The sequence below is a fragment of the Mumia sp. genome, assembly GCF_028803055.1.
Lineage (GTDB): Bacteria > Actinomycetota > Actinomycetes > Propionibacteriales > Nocardioidaceae > Mumia.
This window is the reverse complement of record NZ_JARBCJ010000034.1, coordinates 1-21,090: the sequence shown is the minus strand read 5'-3', so window position 1 is coordinate 21,090 and position 21,090 is coordinate 1. Positions and strand designations below refer to the sequence as shown.

Sequence of the window (21,090 nt, the reverse complement as noted above, 5' to 3'; positions counted from 1 at the left end):
GACGAATGTCGATGTCCTCGTGAATCTCCGGACAGCTGCTTCGGTGACGATGATACGCCGTCGGGCGCCCGGTGGGGGGATCTGGTGGCGTGGCCACCTCAGCGATCTCCGCGCGGCCTGGCCAGGGGCGCCTGGAAGCGGGCCGAGACCGCCCCCGGCAGGCGTCTGGTGACGATGCTCTGCACCTTGAGGATCTTCGACCCGCTCACGACTCGCCGCTTGCCGGCCATCATCGCGGCGAAGCCTTCCCGTGCCACCGTCGCCGGGTCCGCCTTCGGCCCGCGTGCCAGCCAGGTCTCCTCCATCTTGGCGCGGGCGAAGAAGCGCGTGTCGGTGGGGCCAGGCTCGAGCGACGTCACCGTGACGCCGGCTCCTCGCATCTCGTACCTCAGAGCCTGGGCGAAGGACGTGAGGAAGGCTTTCGACGCGGCGTACGTCGACTGGAAGGGCCCGGGCCCGTCCGCGGCGATCGACGACGTCACCATCAAGCGCCCTTCGCCCCGGGCGACCATGCCCGAGAGCAGGTGGTGCGCGAGCCGGACCGGTGAGACGACGTTGACGCCGACCACGCGCAGGTGGTCGGCAAGGTCGGCGCGGTCGAAGCGGCCGTGGACACCGACCCCCGCGTTCAGCACGGCGGCTGACACCGGTCGGCGGCCGGCGCCCAGGGCAGCCACCACGTCGTCGTTGCCGGAGGGTGTCGCCAGGTCGGCGGTGAGCGGCCGCACGTGCTCGCCCAGGCCCGACCGGGCGATGTCGTCGGTCATGTCCTCGTCGGAGACCGCGATGAGGTCGAAGCCCGCGCCGACGAACTCGTCGACCAGGGCGCGCCCGATGCCGCTCGATGCGCCGGTCACGACGCCGAGCGGGCGGGAAGGGGCGGTGGGAGTGCTCATGACGGCTGGGTACCCACGACCCAGGCCGGCCACGCACGAGGGCGCGGCACGGTCGGCGCCTCATTGTCGGCGCCTCACGGTTGGCGCAGTACGGGATGGGTAACGGCGTCTCATCGACATCCGCAGAGGGGGTGAGGTGACGATGGAGAACAAGGACACTCTGTCCGTGGACGAGGCCGCCGCGCTGTACGAGGAGCGCAACCGCCGCGCACGCCGGGTGGCGGCGTACGTCGTCACGACGGGGGCGGCTGTGCTCGCGTCCGTGGTGGCCTTCGGCGTCGCGGGTCTCGAGCAGGGAGGCTGAGCGGCAGCGCATCGGCGTCGGTGTCCCGCGCGCCGTGGGCAGCAGCGTGGCGTGGCGTGGTGCGGGCTCCCAGGTTTCGGACGACGATGGAAAATGGAGGCACAATTAGTTAGATTATCTATCAAGTAATCGACGAACGGGAGTTTGATGGGCAACTGGGCCGACTTGGTCGTCCTCCTTGACGAGGATCATCAACCAGCGGGTGTTGCCCCGCGTGCGGAGGTGCACGATGCTTCCACGCCGTTGCACCTGGCGTTCTCCTGCTACCTGTTCGACCAGGAGGGGCGCCTCCTCATGACTCGCCGAGCCGTCGGCAAGCGCAGCTGGCCGGGCGTGTGGACGAACTCCTTCTGCGGGCATCCGCGACCGGACGAGGCGATCGAGACGGCGGTCCATCGCTACGCCGACCACGAGCTGGGCGTCCCGATCCGCGAGCTGACACCTCTGCTCCACGACTTCGTCTATCGTGCGGTCGATCCGGCCGGGGTCGTCGAGCACGAGCTCTGCCCGGTCTTCGCCGCCGTCTGCGACGGGGACATCGAGCCGAATCCCGCCGAGGTCGAGGAGTGGAGGTGGGTCCACCTCGACGAGGTTCTCGAGGTCGTCGCGGTGGCACCGTGGACCGTCAGCCCGTGGATGGTCGCGCAGGTCGACCAGCTCCACCGTGCCGACCGGTCGCCGTGGGTGCGTACCCGATGAGCGCCGAAGGCGGAGCCAAAGAGTTCTCGTCCGCACTCGACGCCGAGGTGGCCCGACACCTCGCCGAGCTCTGGTCAGGCGGCTCGGGCGGGGTCGACGGGGACGCGCTCCGCGCAGCCCTGGACGACGCGGTGACCGGCGGCAAGCGCTTCCGCCCACACCTCCTCGCAGGCGTGCACCATTCGCTCGGCGGCGGTGCTCATGCCGCGGTCGCGCAGACCGCCGCGGCGGTCGAGCTGCTCCACACGGCCTTCGTGATCCACGACGACGTCATCGACGGCGACGACGTGCGTCGAGGCCGCCCGAGCATTCCGGGACGGTTCCGCCGCGCGGCTCGCGATGCGGGCTCGCCCCCTGAGCGGGCCGACACGTACGCGCTGGCCGGTGCCGTCCTGACCGGCGACCTGGCACTCAGCGCGGCGTTCCGCGCGATCGCCACCACGCCGGCACCCTCCGACGTCCGACAGCAGGTGCTCGACCTCGTCAGCCAGGCGTCCTCCGCGTCAGCCGCCGGCGAGCTCACCGACGTACGCCTGTCGGTCGGTGGTGAGTGGCCGACGGTCGTCGAGACGCTCGAGCTCGCCGAGCACAAGACGGCGGCCTACTCCTTCGTCCTCCCGATGCAGCTCGGGGCCGTCCTGGCCGGTGCAGCGCCGGACGTGGTGGCGCAGGTGTGCGAGGCGGGTCGGTTGCTCGGCATCGCCTTCCAGCTCTACGACGACCTCGCCGGCACGTACGGCGACCCGGGGGAGACGGGCAAGAGTCGTACGGCCGACCTTCGTGAGGGGAAGTGCACGCTGCTGCTCGTCCACGCCCGCGGCACCTCGTCGTGGTCCCAGGTCGAGCCCTACTGGGGCAACCTGGAGATCACCGAGGACGACGCCGCGCTCGTCCGGTCGGCGTTGGAGGCCTGCGGGTCCCGCGCCTACGTGGAGCAGGTCGCCGCCGACCATCTCCGGGCAGGGCTCGAGCAGGCCGCGGACATCGGGGTCGACGCGCCCGTGCTGACGTGGCTCGCCAGCGTCCCTGCGCGCCCGAAGGTCGGTGCGGCGTGACCGCGCTGGTCTCGGGGTCGCCGTCCGGTGTCTCGGCCTCGGACCTCTACGACTCGGTCGCCGACGAGAGCGCAGCGTTGGTGATCCGCCGCTACTCGACGTCGTTCGCCCTGGCGACCCGCCTTCTGGGCGACCGGGTGCGGACCGACGTCAAGAACGTGTACGCCCTGGTGCGCATCGCCGACGAGGTGGTCGACGCCCCTCGCTCGGGCGCCCGCGCGGAGGAGCGCCGAGCCCTGCTCGACGCGCTCGAGGCGGAGACGGAGGTAGCACTCGAGCGCGGCCACAGCGCCAACCTCGTGGTGCACGCCTTCGCGCGCACCGCGCACAGGTGCGGCATCGGGCTCGACGTGGTGACGCCGTTCTTCTCGTCGATGCGCGTCGACCTCGAGCCGGTGACCCACGACCCCGAGAGCTTCGCCACCTATGTCTACGGCTCCGCCGAGGTCGTGGGACTGATGTGCCTGCGTGCGTTCCTGCGCGGTGTCCCCGACGGGCAGGCTGCCTACGACGGGCTCTCCCCAGGTGCTCGACGGCTCGGGGCCGCGTTCCAGAAGATCAACTTCCTGCGGGATCTCGCGGCCGACCACCACGACCTCGGGCGCTCCTACTTCCCGGGCCTGGACCCGTCGTCCCTGTCGGACGGCGAGCGTGACGCGATCCTCGACGACATCGACGACGACTTTCGCGTCGCTGCGGCCGCCATCGCCGGCCTCCCGGCGGACTGCCGCCGAGCCGTCGATGTCGCGCGGGCGCTGTTCGGCGAGCTGGCAGTGCGCCTACGAAGCACGCCCGCGGTGCAGATCCGCGAGCAGCGCGTCAGGCTGTCGGCGCCGGTGAAGGCTCGTGTCGTCGCCGGAGCCCTCGCCAGGAGCGGGCGGTGAGCGGCGGTCACGCCGTCGTGATCGGGGGTGGCATCGCCGGTCTCGCGTCGGCGGCCCTCCTGGCTCGCGAGGGATGGAGCGTCGAGCTGGTCGAGCGCAACGACCGTGTCGGTGGTCGCGCAGGGCAGTGGAGCAAGGACGGGTTCACCTTCGACACCGGACCGTCCTGGTTCCTCATGCCCGAGGTCTTCGACCACTTCTTCCGGCTCTTCGGCACCTCGTCGGCCGAGCAGCTCGACCTCGTGCGCCTCGACCCGGCCTACCGTGTGTTCTTCGAGGGTGAGGACGAGTCGCTCGAGATCCGGTCCGACCGAGCGGCGAACCTCGCCACGTTCGGATCGCTGGAGGAAGGCGCCGACCGGGCACTCGACGCGTATCTTGATTCCGCGCGTGAGGCCTACGACCTCGCCGTACGCCGGTTCCTCTACGGGACGTTCGCCTCGAAGGCGTCGCTGCTGGCCCCGGACGTCGTGCGCCGTGGCCCGCGCCTCGCGGGCCTGCTCACCCGTTCGCTGGAGTCGCACGTGGCCGCGCGGTTCTCCGACCGCCGGCTGCGGCAGGTGCTCGGATATCCAGCGGTCTTCTTGGGGACCGCGCCCGACCGCGCACCCAGCCTGTACCACCTGATGAGCTCGATGGACCTCGACGAGGGCGTGCTCTACCCGCAGGGCGGTTTCACCACCTTGATCGACGCGATCGAGGGGATCGCGACCCGCGCGGGTGTCCAGATCTCGACGTCGACCACAGCGACGGCCGTCGAGGTCGACCGGACGGGGCGCCGCCCGTCGGTCAGCGGCGTGACGGTCCGCGGCGATGACGGGAGGAGTCGGACTCTCCCGGCCGATCTCGTCGTCGGGGCGGCCGACCTGCACCACGTGGAGACCCGCCTGGTCCCCCCGGACCTGCAGACCTATCCCGAGGACTGGTGGGCGGAGCGTGATCCAGGCCCAGGCGCGGTGCTGGCGTGCCTCGGCGTGCGCGGCGAGCTGCCGGAGCTGGCCCACCACTCGCTGTTCTTCACCCGCGACTGGTCGCGCAACTTCGGTGACATCTTCGACCAGCCCACCCGTGTCCCGGACCCCGCGTCGGCGTACGTGTGCAAGCCGTCGGCGACCGATCCCTCGGTCGCGCCTGCCGGGCACGAGAACCTCTTCGTGCTCGTCCCCGTGCCGGCCGACCCGACGATCGGGCGGGGAGGGGTCGACGGCTCCGGTGACCCGATGGTCGAGAAGACCGCCGACGCGGCGATCGCCCAGATCGCCGCGTGGGCCGGGGTGCCCGATCTCGCCGAGCGCGTGGTGGTTCGCAGGACGATCGGGCCGGGCGACTTCTCGACCGATCTCAACGCCTGGTCGGGGGGCGCCCTCGGGCCCGCGCACGTGCTGCGGCAGAGTGCGTTCTTCCGCGCCGGCAACTCCTCCAAGAAGGTCTCGGGGCTGCTCTACGCGGGTGCCGGGACCATCCCGGGGGTCGGTCTGCCGATGTGCCTCATCAGCGCCGAGCTGGTGATCAAGCGCGTGCGGGGCGACCGGTCGACGACCCCCCTCGCAGAGACGGAGGCACCATGGGCCTGAGCTACCTGGTGGCGGTCGTCGTGTCGATGCTCTGCATGGGACTGGTCGACCGGCGTTGGCGGCTGTTCCTCTTCGCAGGCCGGCCCGGACGGGCGCTCGCCCTGGTCGGCGCAGGCGCCGCTCTCTTCCTCGGCTGGGACCTGGCCGCCATCGAGGCCGGGATCTACGAGCGCGGCGGGTCACCGGCGATGACGGGCCTCGAGGTGCTGCCGGAGCTCCCGCTGGAGGAGATCTTCTTCGTCGTCTTCTTCTGCTACCTGACGATGGTGCTCCACCGGCTGCTCCTGCGCGTGCTGGCGCCGGCTCCCCGCGTCGCCGCCCGGGTGCGAGAGGAGAGCGCACGATGACGCACGCCGAGCTTGCCGTGCCCTTCATCGCCCTGTCGCTGGCGGTGCTCGCTGCCGGTGTGCTCCGACGTCGGCCGACGGCTCGTTGGTGGTGGGCGACGGGGCTGACGATGCTCGTCCTGATGGTGCTCACCGTCGTCTTCGACAGCATCATGATCGCCGCCGACCTCTTCCGCTACGGCGACGGCCAGATCTCCGGCGTACGGATCTGGCTCGCGCCGGTCGAGGACCTGACGTGGCCCGTGGTCGCGGCGCTGGCGCTGCCCGGCCTCGCGCTCCTCCTCGGCGACCCGGGGGAGGAGTCGTGACCGCCACCGTCGGCTCCGGACGAGAGCGACAGCGCGTGCTCGGCCAGGTCGTCGCGTCGTCGCGTCCGCTGAGCTGGGTCAACACCGCCTACCCGTTCGGTGCCGCCTACCTGCTCGCCGGCGGCGGGGTCGACCTCACGCTGGTCCTCGGCGTCCTCTACTTCCTGGTGCCGTACAACCTGCTGATGTACGGGGTCAACGACGTCTTCGACTACGAGTCGGACGTGCGCAACCCGCGCAAGGGCGGCGTGGAGGGGGTCGTGCTGGACCGCGCGGTCCACCGCACGACGATCGTGGCGGCAGCGGTGACCAACCTGCCGTTCCTCGTCGCGCTCGTCGTCCTCGGCAGTCCGGCGTCCTCGGCGGTGCTCGCGGTCGTCGTCTTCGCGGTGGTCGCGTACTCCGTGCCCGTGCTGCGCTTCAAGGAACGCCCGTTCCTCGACTCGCTGACGTCGAGCACCCACTTCGCCGGGCCGGCGTGCTTCGGGGTCGCCGTGGCGGGAGCCTCGTTCTCCACCACGGTGGTCGCCGCGCTGCTGGCGTTCTTCCTGTGGGGCATCGGGTCGCACGCCTTCGGGGCGGTTCAGGACATCGTGGCCGACCGCGCCGGCGGGATCGCGTCGACGGCGACCTGGCTCGGTGCTGCGGGGACGGTCCGCGTGGCGCTCGGGGCCTACGTGGTCTCGGGCCTGCTGCTCCTCACGCTCCCGTGGCCCTACACGCTCGCGGCGGTGCTGGTCGTGCCCTACCTCGTCAACGCCGCCCCGTACCACGCTCTGAGCGACGTCGACTGCGAGCGCGCGAACGCGGGGTGGCGCCGGTTCCTCTGGCTGAACTACCTGACCGGCTTCCTCGTCACCCAGCTGCTGATCCTCGCGGCGATCGGCTGGTAGCGGTCGCGCCAGCGCAGCCACGGGGGCTGCACGCTCCAGTTGAGCGCGAGCGTGGTGCGTGCCCGGTCCAGGCGGCGTCGTAGCTGCCTGCCCCCGCGCAGGGAGCGTCCCGACACGCCCACCGAGACCGGCACGAGCCGGATTCTCCGGGCCGGGCCCAGCACGAAGGCGAGGTCCATGTCGTCGTGGACGTCGGCGTCACGGTGGACCCCGTCGCGGATCTCCTGCCAGGTCGCGCGCCGGAACGCCATGTTGGACCCCCACAGAGCCGTGTGCCCGAGGGCCAGGTGGGTGAAGAGGTAGTAGGCACCGAGGTACATGACGGCGCTCATCCGCCCGAGGCCGCGCGGGAGGTCGTAGAACCTGCCCAGCCCCGTGACGGCGTGGAGTCGCGGGTCGTCGACGAGGTGGCGGACGAGGCGTTCCACCCACCGAGGACCCGGGACGGAGTCGGCGTCGCAGCGGAGCACGATCTCACCCGTCGCCGCGTCGTACCCCGCCGCCGTCGCCGGTGCGATGCCGACCTTCGGCTCGACCACCACGCGGGCACCATGGGCGCGGGCGACGGCGGCACTGTCGTCGCTCGAGCCGTTGTCGACCACGACCACCTCCGTCGGTGGCAGCGTCTGGTCGGCCAGGCGCCGCAGGCACTCCTCCAACGCCACGGCGTCGTCGCGTACGGGGATGACGACCGACACCGAGATCGGAGCGGACAGCCTGGGGGCCTGTGAGGTCACCGGCGCGCTCCGGCGAGCAGCAGGCCGCGTGCGAGCAGGATCCCGGCCACGACGGAGCCGACCGTGCCGGCGGCGAGGTCGCCGAGCGTGTCGTGGTATCCCACCTGGATGCTCTCGTCGATCTGCGTGTGACCGAACCACTCTCCGAGCTCCCACAGGGTCGCGAGCGCCACGCCGAGCGCCGTGGTGACGAGCGCGCTGCCGAGGCGTGCCCGTCGCAGCTGCGGGTCGTCCACCGGGGCGACGGCGTTGAGCCGCACCAGGGCGAGGTGCACGACCGTTGCGACCAGGCCCGTGACAGCGGTGTGCACGACCAGGTCGAGCCAGCTCACGGCGACGTACCAGTCGAGCTGGGCGGCCCACGCCGCGACGAGGATCGCGAGGCAGTAGGAGAGGTCGAGCGCTGCCGGGGCTCCCAGGGCTCGCGGGATCATCGTGCCCCCCAGCACGAAGAAGAACAGCGCGCCGCCGAGGCCCCCGTAGGCGAAGACACCGGCGACCACGCTCACCGCCGCAGCGAAGCGGACGGCGTCCCCGATCACCGGCGTCGCGGTGCGCCGGATCGGCTGAGCACTGGCCATGCCCCGACCGTAGCCGCCAGCAGGTAGTCGAAGAAATTCAGCCTCGGCGCACATCCACCAGCCGACCCGCTCCGAACCAAGAGCATGGACTTCGCCGCCGATGTCGTCGGTCAGTCGATCGGTCTGCGCCTCGCACACCGCGACGAGACCGCGCTCCAGGACGCCTACGAACGCTACGCACCCGTGGTGCTGGCCTATGTCACCGGCTTCGTCGGCCGGGACGAGGCCGAGGACGTGCTCCAGCGGACGTTCCTCGACGTCTGGCGCAGCGCTGCGCGCTACGACCCGGCGCAGCGGTTCACGGGGTGGCTGTTCACCATCGCTCACCGTCGGGCGGTCGACACGCTGCGGGCTCGACGCCACGTCGTCGTCGACATGGACCTCGCCCGCGATCTCGTCGGCGACGACGGGAGGGAGACGGTGAACCGGTTCGCGGACGCCGCGGACGTGCGATGGGCCGTCGCCCGGCTGCCCGAGCACGAGCGCACGGTGCTCGAGCTCGCCTACTTCCGCGAGCTGACGCAGCGGGAGATCGCCGTACGGCTCGACGTGCCGTTGGGGACGGTCAAGGCGCGTGCCTCGCGGGGGACCCGACGGCTGGGCCAGATCATGCGCGCCTCCGACGAGGCCGCGCGATGAGCGCCGAGCACCCGGACCACGTCGGGCTCCTGCGCGGTGAGCTGACCAATGCCGAGGTGCTGGAGCTCGGCGGTCACCTGGAGGCGTGCGACGAGTGCCGGGACGAGCTCGTCGCCCTGGTGACCGGGCACGGGCTGCTGGCGGCCACGATGCGTGCGCTGCGTCCCGGGGAGCCGATGGAGACCCCGTGGGTCCCTCCGCTGACGGTGACGCCCGCCCGACCACGGTGGCGTCGACCGGCCGTCCTGGTGGCGGCGGCCGCGCTCGTCGTCGCGGGCGCGGCGGTCATCCCCCTCGTCGAGGGCGGCTCCGAAGGCTCCACGCCGACCGCCCGCCGTACGGCTGCGCTGGCGCCGGTCGACGGCTCGGCACGTGGCCGGGTGGTGATGACCGAGGGCGCCGGCGCGGTCCGGATGACGATCACCACCCGCGACCTCCCGCGAGCCGCGCGCGGCGACTACTACTACGCGTGGTTGTTCGAGCCTGCGACCGACAAGATGCTCGCGCTCGGCGTCGTCGACCCCGATGGCGTCACCGCCTTCGAGGTCGCGCGCGACCTCGTCGAGCGCTACCACGCCCTGGACGTCAGCCTCGAGAGCGACGACGGCGACCCGGGCCACTCGATCACCTCGGTGCTGCGCGCTAACTACACGCCCGAGGCATCCAAACCTCCCTCTGCAACGAAGTAGTGGGTAGGCACGATTCTCGCCATCGATCTGGAGGAACTCCCATGAAGAAGCAAAAACTCGCCGGCGCGCTCGCAGCGTTCGCCGCGACGTTCGGGCTCGTCGCCGTCGGCACGGCGACGCCGGCCCAGGCAGCCGAGCAGAAGCCCAAGGTGGGCTACACGCAGGTCACCGTCGCACCCGCCGTCTACAAGCTCGTCGCCGGGGCCGGCATCACGCCTGCTCCTGTCGGTGGGGCCAAGGCCTTCGCCTACAAGAACACGCTGGCGGCGCGCTTCCCGATCACCAACGCCTCGCTCCGCACGCTCAAGATCAAGCACAGCGGCGGGATCAGCCTGACCGCCGGGTCGCGAACGATCGCCCTGCGGCGCTTCACCATCGACCTGAAGCGCCTCCGGGTCAGCGGCAAGGTCTCGGGCTCCATCGGCAACGCCGGGCGTGTCAATCTCTTCAAGATCCGTCGTTCGAGCCGTCCCGGCCTCGGCGTCGTGCGTCTCACCCTGACGAAGACGGCTGCGCAGGCGCTGAACGCGACGTTCCGTGTCCACGCCTTCAGTGCGGGCGACACCTTCGGCTACGCGACCCCGCGTCCGTTCGCACGCTTCTGAGGTTGCTGAGCAAGCACCCTGGGTGCTTGATGGTACGAGCGGTCTGAGGCAGGACCTGCGCGTATCGACCGATCCGCGTGGCCGCGTCTCCACCACGGAGGCGCGGCCGCGTCGGTGTTGTCGTGGACCTTGGGGGGAGCGGGCATGCGTGGTGTGGTGATGTACGGACCGGGCGACGTGCGGGTCGAGGACCGTGACGATCCCACGATCGTCGAGCCGTCCGACGCGATCATCCGCGTCTCGGCCACCTGCGTCTGCGGCTCCGACCTGTGGCCCTGGCGCGGGGTCGAGACTGTCGAGGGACCGGCGCCGATGGGCCACGAGTACGTCGGCGTGGTCGAGGAGGTCGGTCCCGACGTCAGCAACGTGCGGCCCGGCCAGTTCGTCGTGGGCTCGTTCTTCGCCTCCGACAACACCTGCGAGATCTGCGCGGCGGGCTACCAGTCGCGCTGCGTCCACGCCGTGGGGATGGGCGGGATCGGGACTCAGGCGGAACGGGCGAGGATCCCCCTCGCCGACGGGACTCTGGTCGCGACTCCCGACCTGCCCCCGGCCGAGCTCCTGCCCAGCCTGCTGGCCGCCTCCGACGTGCTGGGTACGGGGTGGTTCGCCGCCGTCGCGGCAGAGGTGGCGCCGGGGAAGACGGTGGCCGTCGTCGGTGACGGGGCAGTGGGGTTGCTGGGTGTGCTCGCTGCGCATCGTCTGGGCGCCGAGCGCATCATCGCGATGAGCCGGCACGCCGACCGCCAGGCCCTCGCCCGCGAGCTTGGGGCGACCGACGTCGTCGAGGAGCGCGGTGACGAGGGGGTCGCGAAGGTCAAGGAGCTCACCTCCGGGTTGGGGGCGCACTCCGTGATCGAGGCCGTCGGCACGCAGGAGTCGATGATGCAGGCGATCCGATCGACGAGGCCCGGGGGACACGTCGGATACGTCGGTGTCTCGCACGACGTGAGCCTGCCCGGGGACGAGCTCTTCTTCGCCGACGTGCACCTGCACGGCGGGCCGGCACCGGTGCGCCGCTTCCTGCCCGAGCTGATCGACCTGATCTGGCGACGCGAGATCGACCCAGGTCGTGTGTTCGACCTGAGCCTCCCGCTCGAGGACGCTGCGGCGGCGTACGAGGCGATGGATCAGCGCCGGGCGATCAAGGCCTTCCTCACCGTCTGATCGGGTAGCGGCGGTCGACCGCGGCGAGGGTCGCGGTCAGCTTCCCGACCTGGCCGCAGCTGCGGTCATCCGACGACCGTCTCGCCGGCGATCAGCGACTTCGCGACGACGGTACGGAGGATGTCGTTGGTCCCCTCTCCGATGCTCATGAGGATGGAGTCGCGATAGAGGCGCTCGACCTCGAACTCGGTCGAGTAGCCGTACCCGCCGTGGATCTTCATCGCGTCGATCGCCGCCTGCAGCGCCACCTCGGAGCAGAAGATCTTGGCCATGCCGGTGGCACCGTCGGCCCGTCCGCTGCGGACGGCGTCGGCAGCCCAGTAGGCCATCAGACGGGCGGCCTGGACCTGCGTGCCGAGCTCGCCGAGCTTGAGCTGGATCGCCTGGAAGTCGGCGATGGGCCTGCCGAACGCCTTGCGCTCGCCGGCGTAGGCGAGGGCCTCGTCGTGTGCTCGCTGTGCGATCCCGACCGACCGTGCGGCGATGTTGACGCGGCCCCACTCGAGGGCGGAGAGGACCTGCTGCATGCCCCGGCCCTCGACCCCGCCGACCAGCTGACCGACCGGCACGCGTACGTCGTCGAGGAGGATCTCGCAGGACTCGGTGCCCTTGTAGCCGAGCTTGGGGATGTCCTTGGTGACCTCGAAGCCTGGGGTGTCGGCCTCGATGAGGAGCACGCTCATGCCCTTGTGCGCCGGAGACGCCGACGGGTCGGTCTTGACCAGCACGGGGAGCGGGTCGGCGTAGCGGGCGTTGGTGATCCACATCTTGGACCCGTTCACGACGTAGTGGTCGCCGTCGAGTCGGGCGGTGGTCCGGATGCCCTGGAGGTCGGTCCCGGCGTCCGGCTCGGTGAGGCCGATGCCACTGCGCCGCTTCCCGGTGGCGAGGTCGGGGAGATAGGCGCGCTTCTGGTCCTCGGTGCCGTGCATCGCGATCAGGCGGCAGGCGAGCGAATGGCTGCCGAGGATCCCCGCGACGCCCATCCAGCCCCGGGCGATCTCCTCGAAGACGAGCGCGAAGGACACGGGGTCGAGGTCGAGGCCGCCGTACTCCTCGGGCACCGTGATGCCGAACAGGCCCATGTCCTTCATGCCGTCGACGATCTCGGTGGGGTAGCGGCCGGACTGCTCCCAGTCGCGGGCGACCGGGACGATCTCGCGGTCGACGAACTGGCGCAGCAGCGCCTTGAACTCACGCTGGTCCTCGTCGAGCTCGAACTTCATCGGGACTCCTCGTTGCGGTCGATAGGTCGGAAGCAGGGGAGGGCGCGGCCGTCGGGCAGGTCGGTCCACGCGACGGTGACCGTGTCGCCGATCGTCCACGCCTCCGGGTCGTCGCGGCCGTCGAGACGGGTGAGGAGGAGCGGCCCCTCGGGCAGCCGCACGCGGGCGACGACGTACGGCACCGGGACGTCGGGGCGGGGGGCACGGTGGACGACGGTGAACGAGTCGACCGCTGCCGTGCCGTCGGTGTCGACCGGTCGCAGGGACCGGGTCGACGAGCACCCGGTGCAGAGAGCACGCGGCGGATGCTGCCGGTGACCGCACTCGCCGCACTCCTGGACGGTGAGGCGGTGCTCACGGGTGGCGTCCCACCACGGGCCGGTGACCTCGTCGGCGGGCGGGACCTCAGCGGGGACCCAGTGGCTCTGCTCGCTCATCGGTCGACTCCCAGGACGACGGTCGCATGGGTGGAGAGGATGCCGCCGGTCCCGTGGGCGACCGCGACCTCCGCGCCCGGCACCTGGCGGTCGCCGCACTCCCCGCGCAGCTGGCGGACCGCCTCGACCAGCAGCAGGACGCCGTACTGGCCGGGATGGCAGTACGAGAGGCCGCCCCCGTTGGTGTTCAGCGGCAGGGCGCCGCCGGGCCGGATCCGGCCGTCGGCGATGTAGTCGAGCACCTCACCGGGTCCGCAGAACCCGAGCGCCTCGACGCTGAGGGCGGCGGTGATCGTGAACGAGTCGTAGACCTCGAGCACGTCGACGTCGGCCGGTGTGATCCCGGCGCGCCCGAACGCGTCGGCACCGGACCCGATCGCGCCGGGGCGGGTGAGGTCGTCCACGGCGGTGAACGACGTGTTGGTGGTCCGCTCGCCGTAGCCGAGCACGTGGACCGGCTTCTGGCGCAGGTCGCGAGCCCGCTCGGCCGAGGTGAGGACGACCGCTCCTCCACCGTCGGTGACCAGGCAGCAGTCGGCCGCGGTCAGCGGCGAGGAGATCATCGTCGACCCGACCACGTCGGCGACGCTCAGCGGTCCCTTGCCGTAGCGGAACGCCTTCGGGTTGAGCAGCGCCCATTCCCTCGCCGCGACCGCGATCTCGGCGAGCTGCTCGCGGGTGCCGCCGTAGCGGTGGAGGTAGGCCCGCGCTGCCATCGCGTAGTACGACAACGGATAGAGGACGTCGTACGGCTCCTCGAACTGAGCCTCGGGGACCCACGCATCGTGCACGCCACCGAGCCGGCGCGAGCGCGCCGAGCGCTGGTTGGACGCGAACGAGATCACCACGACCTCGCACTGCCCGGCCTCGATCGCCTGGGCGGCGCGCGCGACGAACATCTCGAACGCGCTGCCGCCGGCGAACGTGGAGTCGGTCCACGTCGGCACGATGCCGAAGTAGTCGGCGAGCTGGGTGGCGGAGAAGCGCGACACCCCGGTCGTCGCGATCCCGTCGACGTCGGCGAGCGTCAGGCCGGCGTCGTCGAGCGCCCGGGTGACCGCCTGGGTCTGGAGGCCGAGGATCGAGAGCCCGGTGACGCCGAGGTCGGACTCGGCGGCACCGACGATCGCGACGCCGCTCACGGGCGGCCGGTCCCGTCGGCGCGGCCGAGCAGGACCCGAGCCGACGCGGGGCGGACGGCGAAGCGGTCGTCGACGCCGTCCGAGCCGAGGATCGTCGCGCTCATCGCGACCTCGACGGTGTCCTCGGTGACGGCGACGACCTGGCCCTCGCACCGGACCGTCTCGCCGGCGAACATGAGGTTGCGGAACGTGAAGTCGATCGTCTGCACGAACGAGTCCGGGCCGAGCCAGTCCTGGAGCATCTCGACCAGCAGCGCCCCGAACACCTGGCCGTCGACGACCGGACCCGGGAGCCGCTTCTCGGCGACGTAGGAAGGGTCGTAGTGCAGCTGGTGCCAGTCCCAGGTGGCGCCAGCGTAGGCGACCATGTCGGTCAGCGTGATCGTGCGCTCCAGCGGCGGCACCGGCTGGCCGACCGCCGGGGGAGAGGTCGGCGTGCTCATGCGGCCCCCAGGGCGATGAAGATGATCGTCTCGGTGTTCTCGGCGAGGAAGTCGCCGTCCTGGTTGGTGTAGGTCGCCGTCGAGGAGACGATGAGCATGTCCGCGCCGGCACGGTTGGTCTTCTCGGTCGCGTCCGTGATCTCCCACGTCGCCGTGACGACGTCGTCGGGTCGGACGCGGCGCCCGAAGGTGTAGCGGTTGCCGCCTCGGACCTGACGGGTGTCGGGGACGCTCAGTCCCCAGGTGTGTCCGGCATAGCCCTCGGCGTCCGCGGGCAGCCCGGCGTACTGGTTCGTCTCGCAGATCAGCGTCGGCGGCAGCGTGACGCCGGGCAGGCCGTGGTCGCGGGCGAACGTCGCGTCGGTGTAGAGCGGGTTGTCGTCGCCGACGGCGAGGGAGAAGTAGCGTCCGGCCGCGGCGCCCATCGGCTCCGGCGCGGTGTAGACGCGGCGGGTGCCGATCAGCGACCGGACCTCGTCGGTGAGCAGACCCACGTCAGCCCTCCTCGGGGTAGAGCGCGGTCGGGAACACCTCGAGGAGGAACTCGGGTCGCAGCAGCCCCGCGCAGATCGCACCGGTCGACGCGGGCCACGGTGGGGAGAGGAGGCGTTCGCGCACGGCGGCCACGGCCCGGTAGTCCGGGAGGGCCGACTCGACGCAGTACTCGGTGGTCTCGAGCAGGTGGGTGGCGTCGAGGCCCTCGTGCTTGAGCAGGTGGAGGATCGCGCCGTACGTCGCCTCGGCCTGCGCACCGATGTCGTCGGGGTGCAGCGCCTCCTGCGTCTCCATGTCGAGCGCCGCGAACCCGGACATGTAGAGGGTGCGCCCGGCGCGCACGCCCGGGGCGTACGTCAGCGTGTCGTAGCGCGACCAGCCGGGGTTGACCAGCTCGAGCGGATGACGGGAGGCGGTGACGTCGATCGCGACGAGCTGACCGGGGTGGTGCAGCCGGCTCATGAGGATCCCGCCGGCCCCCGGATAGACGCCGGCGCCGCCGAGCAGCTCCTTGCGGACGCGGTGCGTCTTCCGGTACACCGACCGGGTCTCGGGCGTGGAGTAGTCGTAGGTGGTGACGGCGTCGTCCAGCGACAGCCCGGCCTGCCGCAGCAGCACGTCGGCCTGCTCGAGGCAGTAGCGGTACTGGCCGACGAAGTCGCCGGGTGCGACCACCTCTCCGGAGGCGTCGACCGGGATCATGGTCGGCAGGTACACCGCGCCGTCGTGGCCCTCGCGGACGGGCGAGGCCGCCCACGTCCCGGCATCGCGAGCCTCGCTGGCGGCGCGCAGCTCCGTCCCGCCACCGGCGACCGCGTGCAGCTCGACCTCGAGGAGCGCGGCGCGCCGCACGAGGCGGTCGACGACGACCGTGCGCAGCGTCGGTTGGTGCTCGCCGAAGAGCTCACGCCGTACGGCGGCGGCCGCCTCGTACTCGGGCAGCCCGGCCAGCGTGACGTTCTCGGTGATGCGGGTGACGTCACCGGGGCCGAGGCCTGCGCCCGCGAGGATGGTCAGGACCTTCTCGTACGCGGTCCGCGCCTGCTGCTCCATGCTGCCGCCGACCGTCATCTTGCCGATCGCCGGGTCGTGCGACGCGGCGGTGTGCCCTGACGTCCACGCGGTCTCGCCCTCGGCCAGTCCCAGGCAGAAGGTGAACCCCTCGTACGGGAACCACGGGAACGACGGTGGGCGGATGGCGCTGAGCGTCATGGGTGGCCTCCTGGGACCGATGCGGTGTGGAGCGCTGCGAACAGACCATCGAGGGACGGCTGGTCGGCCAGGTGGGTGACGACGTCGACCACCTCGTCGCCGCCGGGCCCCGCGTTGGCGAGAAACTTGTCACGGATCTGCCGGACCGACATCGGGTTCGCGGTGGTGCCCGAGCTGGCCGCGACGGTCCCCGTGATCTCGCGGCCGTCGACCAGCCGGACGACGACCCGACCCGGAGCATCCGCCGCGTGGCCGGCACGCGCGCTCGTCTGCCACGAGACCTTCTCCGCGAGGGCGGCGACCTCCGGGCGTGCGAGCGAGTCGCCCTCGTACGTCGCGAGACCGACGGCGCCGTCGACGATCATCGCCGCGGTGGTCCAGGGGAGCGAGAACTTCGCTGCGTACGGCGACCCTGGTCGAGCGAGGTCACGGCGCTCGTCGCAGACGGTCGGGGCGGAGTCCGGATGGACGTCGGCGACGACGGCGGCGACCTGCGTCGCGTCGAACGGCACCGTCGCGGCGGCGTCGGCGACGGCGTCCAGGGTGGCGTGCATGAGCTGGCACGCCGGGTAGGGCTTGATCCCGATCCTGACCGTCTCCCACCGCTCGCCCAGCGCCGCGACGACCGACCCAGGATCGGCCTCGACGGCGGACAGGGCGTCGTAGACCCCGTGCGGACCGTCCAGGACGGTGTCGGGTCCGCTCGCGCCGGCGGCCGCGAGGCGCGCCGCGAGGATCCCGGAGTGGGACGCGAGGCCCGGGTGCAGCTGCTTGGTGCTGGCGTCGGTGCCGAGGAACGCGAGGAGCCCGCCGGCCTGGCTGCCGGCGATGCCGAGGGCGTCGGTCGCCGCGTCCTCGTCGAGTCCGAGGAGCCGCGCGGCCACGAGCGCCGAGGAGAAGACGCCGGCGACCATCGTGGCGTGGAGGCCGCGCGCGTGGAACCCGTGCGGCGCGGCGGCGGCCACCCGGCAGACGGTCTCGTAGCCGACGAGGGCGGCGTCCAGGACCTCACGGCCACTCGCGCCGACCTGCTGCCCGACCGCGAAGGCGGCCGGGAGGACGACCGCGGTGGCGTGGACGAGACCGCCGGCGTGGGTGTCGTCGAAGTCGAGACCGTGGACCATCGCCCCGTTGGCCAGCGCCGCTGCCGGAGCACCGACGGGCGCGGCGACTCCGATGACGTTCGCCTCCGGGGGGCCGCCGAGGCCGGCGGCGACCTCGACCGCGGCCTCCACGCTGCCGTACCGGCGGGCGGCGAGGGCGGCGCCGAGGCCGTCGAGGAGGTGGCAGAGGGCCGCCTGCTCGACGTCACCGGGCGCGCCGACAGGTTGCAGTCCCCAGCGTGCGAGCGTGCGAGCGGTGCTCATCGTGCTGCTGCCGCCGTCGCGTCCGGGTCCTGCCCCTCGGGCTCGTCGCCGAAGGCACCACGGCGCCGGAGCGCCGCGACGTCGGCGGCCGACAGCTTGAGGATCTCGGTGGCGATCGCGTCGAGGTCCTCACCGCGCTGCGGTGCCCGGCGGTAGTCGGGTGTCTCCGATCCGACCCGGACGGGCGACGCGAGCTGCTCGAGCGACCCGTAGCGGGGGTGGTCGGTGGTGACCACGAGGTTGCGCGCCCGGGTGTGCTCCTCGGTGAGCGCCGCCTCCACGTCGTTGATCGGCCCGCAGGGGATCGACGCGGCATAGAGCTCGGGCAGCCACTCGTCGACCGTACGGCCGCGGAAGATGTCCTCGAGCGTCTTCACCAGCTCGTCACGGTTCTCCCGGCGCGACGCGAACGTCCCGTACGGCGACCCGTGCTCGGCCCACTCGGGGTGTCCGACGACGGCCGCCAGTCGCGTCCAGAACTTCTCCTTGGCACAGCCGACGACCAGCCAGCCGTCGGAGGCCTCGAACACCTGGAACGGCACGAGCGACGGGTGGGCGGAGTGACGGGTGCGCTCCGGGGTGAAGCCGGCGTTGAGGTGCCAGGTCGCCGGGTAGGTCAGCATCGCGATCGCGGTGTCGTAGAGGCTGACGTCACAGTCCATCCCGACACCGTCGCGACGTGCGGCGTGCACGCCGGCGAGCAGCGACAGGGCGGCGACGAACCCGCCGGAGTAGTCGACCATGGACAGCCCCGACTTCGTCGGAGGACCGTCCGGCTCACCGGTGAGGTCCATCCAGCCGGCCAGGCCCTGGAGGATGTAGTCGTAGCCGGGCTCGGTGCTGCGCGGCCCGGTCATCCCGAAGCCGGTCAGCGACACGCACACGATGGCCGGGTTGAGGTGCTTGAGGTCGTCGTAGGTGATCCGCATCTTGGCCGGCACGTCGCCGCGCAGGTTGGAATAGACGACGTCGGAGACCTTGACGAGGTCCTCGAACACCTCCCGGCCGGCCTCGGTCGTCAGGTCCAGCGAGAGGCTGCGCTTGTTGCGGTTGAACGTCTCGAAGAACAGCGAGTCCTCACCGTCGGCGTACGGCGGCACGTACCGCCCCACGTCGCCCCCGGCGCGTGGGTCCTCGATCTTGATGATCTCGGCACCGAGGTCGGCGAGATGGACGCTGCCGAAGGGCCCGGCGCCGTACTGCTCGACGGCGATGACGCGGATGTCCTCGAGCGGCTTCATCGACGTGCTCCTGTGAACTCGGCGATCATGTCGATGATCGCGGCCTGGGCCGTACGGGTCTCCGCAGCATCGATGCCGTGGGTGGGTGGGCTGAGCTTGACCGAGTCGGCCACGCCGTCGTACTCGGCGACCCGGGCGACGACCTCGTCACGCGTCCCGGCGAGGGTGAGCGCGTCGACCATCTCGTCGCCGACGACGTCGGCGAGGTAGTCGGCACCGGTCCCGGCGCGGAAGGTCTCGATCACCCGCTGCTGAGCCTCGCCGAGGCCGTGGAACTCGAACATCTCCGCGTACGTCTTGACGGTGGCGTAGAACCCGACGCCGCCGGCGGCCCGGCGGCGTGCCCGGCCACCGTCGGTGTCGACGGAGCAGCACGCCGACACGACGACGTCGAGATCGTCACGGGTCTTGCCCTCGGCGCGCGCGATGCCGGTCTCCAGCTCGGGCAGCAGCCGCTCGGCGAGGTACTTCGGCGAGCACAGCTCGTGGCTGATCCACCCGTCGGCGATCTGGCCCGCCAGCCGCATCATGAAGGGACCCATCGCCGCCAGGTAGACGGGGATGTCGGGTCGGGTGACGGCGAACGGCCGCTCGTAGCCGCGGATCCGCATGGGCTCCCAGTCGCCCTCGGCCTCCATCGTCTCGCCGCTGGTCGACTTCTCCCAGAACAGCCGGATGTTGCGCACGGTCTCGCGCAGGTGGGGGACCGGCTTGCCGAAGGTGACGTTGTGCCAGTCCTCGTTGAGGCGCTGGACACCGGTGCCGAGCCCGAGGACGAACCGCCCGCCGGAGAGTTCGTCGAGGTCGAGGGCCTCGAGGGCGGTGATCATCGGGCTGCGGGTGAAGGCGAGCGTGATCGCGGTGCCGACGCGTGCCGTACGGGTGCCGGTGGCGAGTGCCGCCGCGGTCACGGTCGCGCTGCGGTGCAGCTCGGAGCTCCACAGCACCTCGGCTCCGGCGTCCTCGGCCTGACGCCCCGCCTCGACCAGCTCGGCGAGGGTCTCGCCCCAGGGCTGGTAGGTGATCCGCAGGCTCATCGAGCGCTCTCGGTGTCGAGCGACAGCGGCGTCTTGCCCGCGGGGAACGTGTCTTCGACCTGCTCGGCGCCGCGGCGGTAGACGTAGAAGGTCCTCTTGAAGGAGCAGACCTCGTCGCCGTCCTGGTTGAGGGTCCGGGTCCGCACGGTGACGATGCCGGCGTGCGGACGGCTGGCCGACTCCCGCTTCTCGAGCACCAGCGACTCGCTGAACAGGGTGTCGCCGGCGAAGACGGGGTGTGTCATCCGGATCTCGTCCCAGCCGAGGTTGGCGAACGCGTTCTGGGTGATGTCGGTGACGCTCTGGCCGACCGCGATGGCGACCGTCAGCGTGGAGACGACCAGCGGCTTCTCGAACTCGGACTTCTTGGCGTACTCGGTGTTGAAGTGCATCTGGTTGGTGTTCATCGTGAGCAGCGAGAACCAGGTGTTGTCGTTCTCGGTCACCGTCCGGCCGAGCGGGTGCTGATAGACGTCACCGATCTCGAAGTCCTCGAAGAATCGTCCGGTCCATCCCTGCTTGTGACTCATCGTCACCCTCTCGGTCGAAGTTGCGTGCTGCCTGGACCCTAAATGTCAGACGATTCAAAGGTCAAGGCGTCGGTTGCTCAGCGCTGGTCCGGGCGTGGGTCGCGATAGCTGCCGCGGAGTCGCCCCAGGTGCTCGCTCATCGCCCGGCCGGCAGCGTCGGCGTCGCCCGCCTCGATCGCGGCGAGGATCGTCTCGTGGTCGTGATCGACGTCGGTCCAGAAGTGGGGGTCGACGTCGGGGTCGAGGAACGTCGACTGCAGGACGCCGAAGACCGGCTCCGTCATCACCTCCAGCAGAGCGTTGCCCGAGCACTGGAGCACCAGCGCGTGGAAGTGGCGGTGCTCCTCGAAGCGGCGTCCCCGCCCGCGTCGTTGCCGCTCGCGCTCGACCGCCTCTCTCAACGCGGTCAGGTCGTCCTCCTGCCGGCGTTCGGCGGCCAGCCTGGCCGCCGGGACCTCGAGGATCTCTCGCGCCTCGAGCATCTGCTCGACGTCGATGTCGGCGCTGCCCGACATGAGCCCGAGGCTGGTCTCGAGATAGCTGCTGACCTGGCGGAGCTCGACGCGGCGGACGAACGTGCCG

At 71.4% G+C, this 21,090-nt stretch carries 26 protein-coding genes; 12 read left to right on the top strand and 14 right to left on the bottom strand.

Annotation, left to right across the window (positions count from 1 at the left end; translation table 11 throughout):
* Positions 1-98 precede the first annotated feature (98 nt).
* Complete coding sequence (locus tag PV363_RS05545; RefSeq protein ID WP_301021841.1) at positions 99-896, bottom strand: SDR family NAD(P)-dependent oxidoreductase; 798 nt, start codon at positions 894-896, stop codon at positions 99-101.
* Positions 897-1,032: 136 nt separating this feature from the next.
* Here PV363_RS05545 and PV363_RS05540 point away from each other — a divergent pair, with 136 nt between their 5' ends.
* From PV363_RS05540 to PV363_RS05505, 8 genes are all read left to right on the top strand, one after another.
* A complete protein-coding gene (locus PV363_RS05540; protein ID WP_220340996.1) occupies positions 1,033-1,200 on the top strand; it encodes a hypothetical protein in 168 nt (55 codons plus the stop codon).
* Positions 1,201-1,347: 147 nt separating this feature from the next.
* Positions 1,348-1,899 carry an isopentenyl-diphosphate Delta-isomerase gene (gene idi / locus PV363_RS05535; protein WP_220340997.1) on the top strand — a complete coding sequence of 184 codons (552 nt, stop codon included), beginning with the start codon at positions 1,348-1,350 and terminating at the stop codon, positions 1,897-1,899.
* Positions 1,896-2,954, top strand: a complete 1,059-nt coding sequence (locus PV363_RS05530; RefSeq protein WP_220340998.1) for a polyprenyl synthetase family protein — start codon at positions 1,896-1,898, stop codon at positions 2,952-2,954. The genes idi and PV363_RS05530 overlap by 4 nt, the downstream gene beginning before the upstream one ends.
* Positions 2,951-3,838, top strand: coding sequence for a squalene/phytoene synthase family protein (locus PV363_RS05525; RefSeq protein ID WP_220365549.1), 888 nt, complete (start codon positions 2,951-2,953; stop codon positions 3,836-3,838). Before PV363_RS05530 ends, PV363_RS05525 begins: the two co-directional genes overlap by 4 nt.
* Positions 3,835-5,412, top strand: coding sequence for a phytoene desaturase family protein (crtI, locus tag PV363_RS05520; protein WP_301021840.1), 1,578 nt, complete (start codon positions 3,835-3,837; stop codon positions 5,410-5,412). Before PV363_RS05525 ends, crtI begins: the two co-directional genes overlap by 4 nt.
* Entirely contained in the window at positions 5,403-5,759 is a 357-nt protein-coding gene (locus tag PV363_RS05515) for a lycopene cyclase domain-containing protein (RefSeq protein ID WP_220341001.1), read from the top strand. Before crtI ends, PV363_RS05515 begins: the two co-directional genes overlap by 10 nt.
* Positions 5,756-6,067 carry a lycopene cyclase domain-containing protein gene (locus tag PV363_RS05510; protein WP_220341002.1) on the top strand — a complete coding sequence of 104 codons (312 nt, stop codon included), beginning with the start codon at positions 5,756-5,758 and terminating at the stop codon, positions 6,065-6,067. The genes PV363_RS05515 and PV363_RS05510 overlap by 4 nt, the downstream gene beginning before the upstream one ends.
* Entirely contained in the window at positions 6,064-6,960 is an 897-nt protein-coding gene (locus PV363_RS05505) for a prenyltransferase (protein WP_220341003.1), read from the top strand. Before PV363_RS05510 ends, PV363_RS05505 begins: the two co-directional genes overlap by 4 nt.
* On the opposite strand, the gene PV363_RS05500 is transcribed toward PV363_RS05505, so the two are convergent.
* Together PV363_RS05500 and PV363_RS05495 are read right to left on the bottom strand one after the other, a co-directional pair.
* Positions 6,903-7,697, bottom strand: a complete 795-nt coding sequence (locus PV363_RS05500; protein WP_220346743.1) for a glycosyltransferase family A protein — start codon at positions 7,695-7,697, stop codon at positions 6,903-6,905. The genes PV363_RS05505 and PV363_RS05500 overlap by 58 nt on opposite strands.
* Positions 7,694-8,278 carry a hypothetical protein gene (locus PV363_RS05495; RefSeq protein WP_220346744.1) on the bottom strand — a complete coding sequence of 195 codons (585 nt, stop codon included), beginning with the start codon at positions 8,276-8,278 and terminating at the stop codon, positions 7,694-7,696. The genes PV363_RS05500 and PV363_RS05495 overlap by 4 nt, the downstream gene beginning before the upstream one ends.
* A gap of 84 nt (positions 8,279-8,362) precedes the next feature.
* Between PV363_RS05495 and PV363_RS05490 the strand changes: the two genes are divergently transcribed.
* The 4 genes from PV363_RS05490 (at position 8,363) to PV363_RS05475 (ending at position 11,378) form a co-directional block, all read left to right on the top strand.
* A complete protein-coding gene (locus PV363_RS05490; protein ID WP_220341006.1) occupies positions 8,363-8,917 on the top strand; it encodes a sigma-70 family RNA polymerase sigma factor in 555 nt (184 codons plus the stop codon).
* Positions 8,914-9,606 (top strand): anti-sigma factor, encoded by a 693-nt coding sequence (locus tag PV363_RS05485; protein ID WP_220346745.1) that lies wholly within the window; start codon positions 8,914-8,916, stop codon positions 9,604-9,606. The genes PV363_RS05490 and PV363_RS05485 overlap by 4 nt, the downstream gene beginning before the upstream one ends.
* 41 nt (positions 9,607-9,647) lie before the next feature.
* Positions 9,648-10,211 carry a hypothetical protein gene (locus PV363_RS05480; protein WP_220341008.1) on the top strand — a complete coding sequence of 188 codons (564 nt, stop codon included), beginning with the start codon at positions 9,648-9,650 and terminating at the stop codon, positions 10,209-10,211.
* A gap of 144 nt (positions 10,212-10,355) precedes the next feature.
* A complete protein-coding gene (locus tag PV363_RS05475; RefSeq protein ID WP_301021839.1) occupies positions 10,356-11,378 on the top strand; it encodes a zinc-dependent alcohol dehydrogenase family protein in 1,023 nt (340 codons plus the stop codon).
* 65 nt (positions 11,379-11,443) lie between these two features.
* On the opposite strand, the gene PV363_RS05470 is transcribed toward PV363_RS05475, so the two are convergent.
* The 11 genes from PV363_RS05470 to PV363_RS05420 form a co-directional block, all read right to left on the bottom strand.
* Positions 11,444-12,604, bottom strand: a complete 1,161-nt coding sequence (locus tag PV363_RS05470) for an acyl-CoA dehydrogenase family protein (RefSeq protein WP_220341010.1) — start codon at positions 12,602-12,604, stop codon at positions 11,444-11,446.
* The gene (locus PV363_RS05465; protein ID WP_220346747.1) at positions 12,601-13,041 is read right to left on the bottom strand and encodes an OB-fold domain-containing protein; all 441 of its coding nucleotides are present in this window, start codon (positions 13,039-13,041) and stop codon (positions 12,601-12,603) included. The genes PV363_RS05470 and PV363_RS05465 overlap by 4 nt, the downstream gene beginning before the upstream one ends.
* On the bottom strand, positions 13,038-14,183 hold the full coding sequence (locus PV363_RS05460) for an acetyl-CoA acetyltransferase (protein WP_301021838.1): 1,146 nt from the start codon (positions 14,181-14,183) through the stop codon (positions 13,038-13,040). Before PV363_RS05460 ends, PV363_RS05465 begins: the two co-directional genes overlap by 4 nt.
* Entirely contained in the window at positions 14,180-14,626 is a 447-nt protein-coding gene (locus PV363_RS05455; protein WP_301021837.1) for a MaoC/PaaZ C-terminal domain-containing protein, read from the bottom strand. The genes PV363_RS05460 and PV363_RS05455 overlap by 4 nt, the downstream gene beginning before the upstream one ends.
* Positions 14,623-15,120, bottom strand: coding sequence for a MaoC family dehydratase N-terminal domain-containing protein (locus PV363_RS05450; RefSeq protein WP_220341014.1), 498 nt, complete (start codon positions 15,118-15,120; stop codon positions 14,623-14,625). Before PV363_RS05450 ends, PV363_RS05455 begins: the two co-directional genes overlap by 4 nt.
* A 1-nt stretch (position 15,121) precedes the next feature.
* Entirely contained in the window at positions 15,122-16,333 is a 1,212-nt protein-coding gene (locus tag PV363_RS05445) for a Rid family hydrolase (protein ID WP_301021836.1), read from the bottom strand.
* Positions 16,330-17,700, bottom strand: a complete 1,371-nt coding sequence (locus PV363_RS05440; RefSeq protein WP_301021835.1) for an MmgE/PrpD family protein — start codon at positions 17,698-17,700, stop codon at positions 16,330-16,332. Before PV363_RS05440 ends, PV363_RS05445 begins: the two co-directional genes overlap by 4 nt.
* Complete coding sequence (locus PV363_RS05435) at positions 17,697-18,941, bottom strand: CoA transferase (RefSeq protein WP_220346753.1); 1,245 nt, start codon at positions 18,939-18,941, stop codon at positions 17,697-17,699. Before PV363_RS05435 ends, PV363_RS05440 begins: the two co-directional genes overlap by 4 nt.
* On the bottom strand, positions 18,938-19,978 hold the full coding sequence (locus PV363_RS05430; RefSeq protein ID WP_301021834.1) for an LLM class flavin-dependent oxidoreductase: 1,041 nt from the start codon (positions 19,976-19,978) through the stop codon (positions 18,938-18,940). Before PV363_RS05430 ends, PV363_RS05435 begins: the two co-directional genes overlap by 4 nt.
* Positions 19,975-20,508 (bottom strand): MaoC family dehydratase, encoded by a 534-nt coding sequence (locus PV363_RS05425; RefSeq protein ID WP_220341018.1) that lies wholly within the window; start codon positions 20,506-20,508, stop codon positions 19,975-19,977. Before PV363_RS05425 ends, PV363_RS05430 begins: the two co-directional genes overlap by 4 nt.
* A gap of 77 nt (positions 20,509-20,585) precedes the next feature.
* The coding region (locus PV363_RS05420; protein ID WP_301021833.1) for an FCD domain-containing protein at positions 20,586-21,090 on the bottom strand (505 nt) is incomplete at its 5' end.

What these genes read in the sequence shown, in the direction of transcription:
- PV363_RS05545 (WP_301021841.1), bottom strand. Translation starts at nt 896, where the DNA reads ATGAGCACTCCCACCGCCCCTTCCCGCCCGCTCGGCGTCGTGACCGGC.
- idi (WP_220340997.1), top strand. Translation starts at nt 1,348, where the DNA reads ATGGGCAACTGGGCCGACTTGGTCGTCCTCCTTGACGAGGATCATCAA.
- PV363_RS05530 (WP_220340998.1), top strand. Translation starts at nt 1,896, where the DNA reads ATGAGCGCCGAAGGCGGAGCCAAAGAGTTCTCGTCCGCACTCGACGCC.
- PV363_RS05515 (WP_220341001.1), top strand. Translation starts at nt 5,403, where the DNA reads ATGGGCCTGAGCTACCTGGTGGCGGTCGTCGTGTCGATGCTCTGCATG.
- PV363_RS05510 (WP_220341002.1), top strand. Translation starts at nt 5,756, where the DNA reads ATGACGCACGCCGAGCTTGCCGTGCCCTTCATCGCCCTGTCGCTGGCG.
- PV363_RS05495 (WP_220346744.1), bottom strand. Translation starts at nt 8,278, where the DNA reads ATGGCCAGTGCTCAGCCGATCCGGCGCACCGCGACGCCGGTGATCGGG.
- PV363_RS05490 (WP_220341006.1), top strand. Translation starts at nt 8,363, where the DNA reads ATGGACTTCGCCGCCGATGTCGTCGGTCAGTCGATCGGTCTGCGCCTC.
- PV363_RS05485 (WP_220346745.1), top strand. Translation starts at nt 8,914, where the DNA reads ATGAGCGCCGAGCACCCGGACCACGTCGGGCTCCTGCGCGGTGAGCTG.
- PV363_RS05480 (WP_220341008.1), top strand. Translation starts at nt 9,648, where the DNA reads ATGAAGAAGCAAAAACTCGCCGGCGCGCTCGCAGCGTTCGCCGCGACG.
- PV363_RS05475 (WP_301021839.1), top strand. Translation starts at nt 10,356, where the DNA reads ATGCGTGGTGTGGTGATGTACGGACCGGGCGACGTGCGGGTCGAGGAC.
- PV363_RS05470 (WP_220341010.1), bottom strand. Translation starts at nt 12,604, where the DNA reads ATGAAGTTCGAGCTCGACGAGGACCAGCGTGAGTTCAAGGCGCTGCTG.
- PV363_RS05465 (WP_220346747.1), bottom strand. Translation starts at nt 13,041, where the DNA reads ATGAGCGAGCAGAGCCACTGGGTCCCCGCTGAGGTCCCGCCCGCCGAC.
- PV363_RS05455 (WP_301021837.1), bottom strand. Translation starts at nt 14,626, where the DNA reads ATGAGCACGCCGACCTCTCCCCCGGCGGTCGGCCAGCCGGTGCCGCCG.
- PV363_RS05445 (WP_301021836.1), bottom strand. Translation starts at nt 16,333, where the DNA reads ATGACGCTCAGCGCCATCCGCCCACCGTCGTTCCCGTGGTTCCCGTAC.
- PV363_RS05440 (WP_301021835.1), bottom strand. Translation starts at nt 17,700, where the DNA reads ATGAGCACCGCTCGCACGCTCGCACGCTGGGGACTGCAACCTGTCGGC.
- PV363_RS05435 (WP_220346753.1), bottom strand. Translation starts at nt 18,941, where the DNA reads ATGAAGCCGCTCGAGGACATCCGCGTCATCGCCGTCGAGCAGTACGGC.
- PV363_RS05430 (WP_301021834.1), bottom strand. Translation starts at nt 19,978, where the DNA reads ATGAGCCTGCGGATCACCTACCAGCCCTGGGGCGAGACCCTCGCCGAG.
- PV363_RS05425 (WP_220341018.1), bottom strand. Translation starts at nt 20,508, where the DNA reads ATGAGTCACAAGCAGGGATGGACCGGACGATTCTTCGAGGACTTCGAG.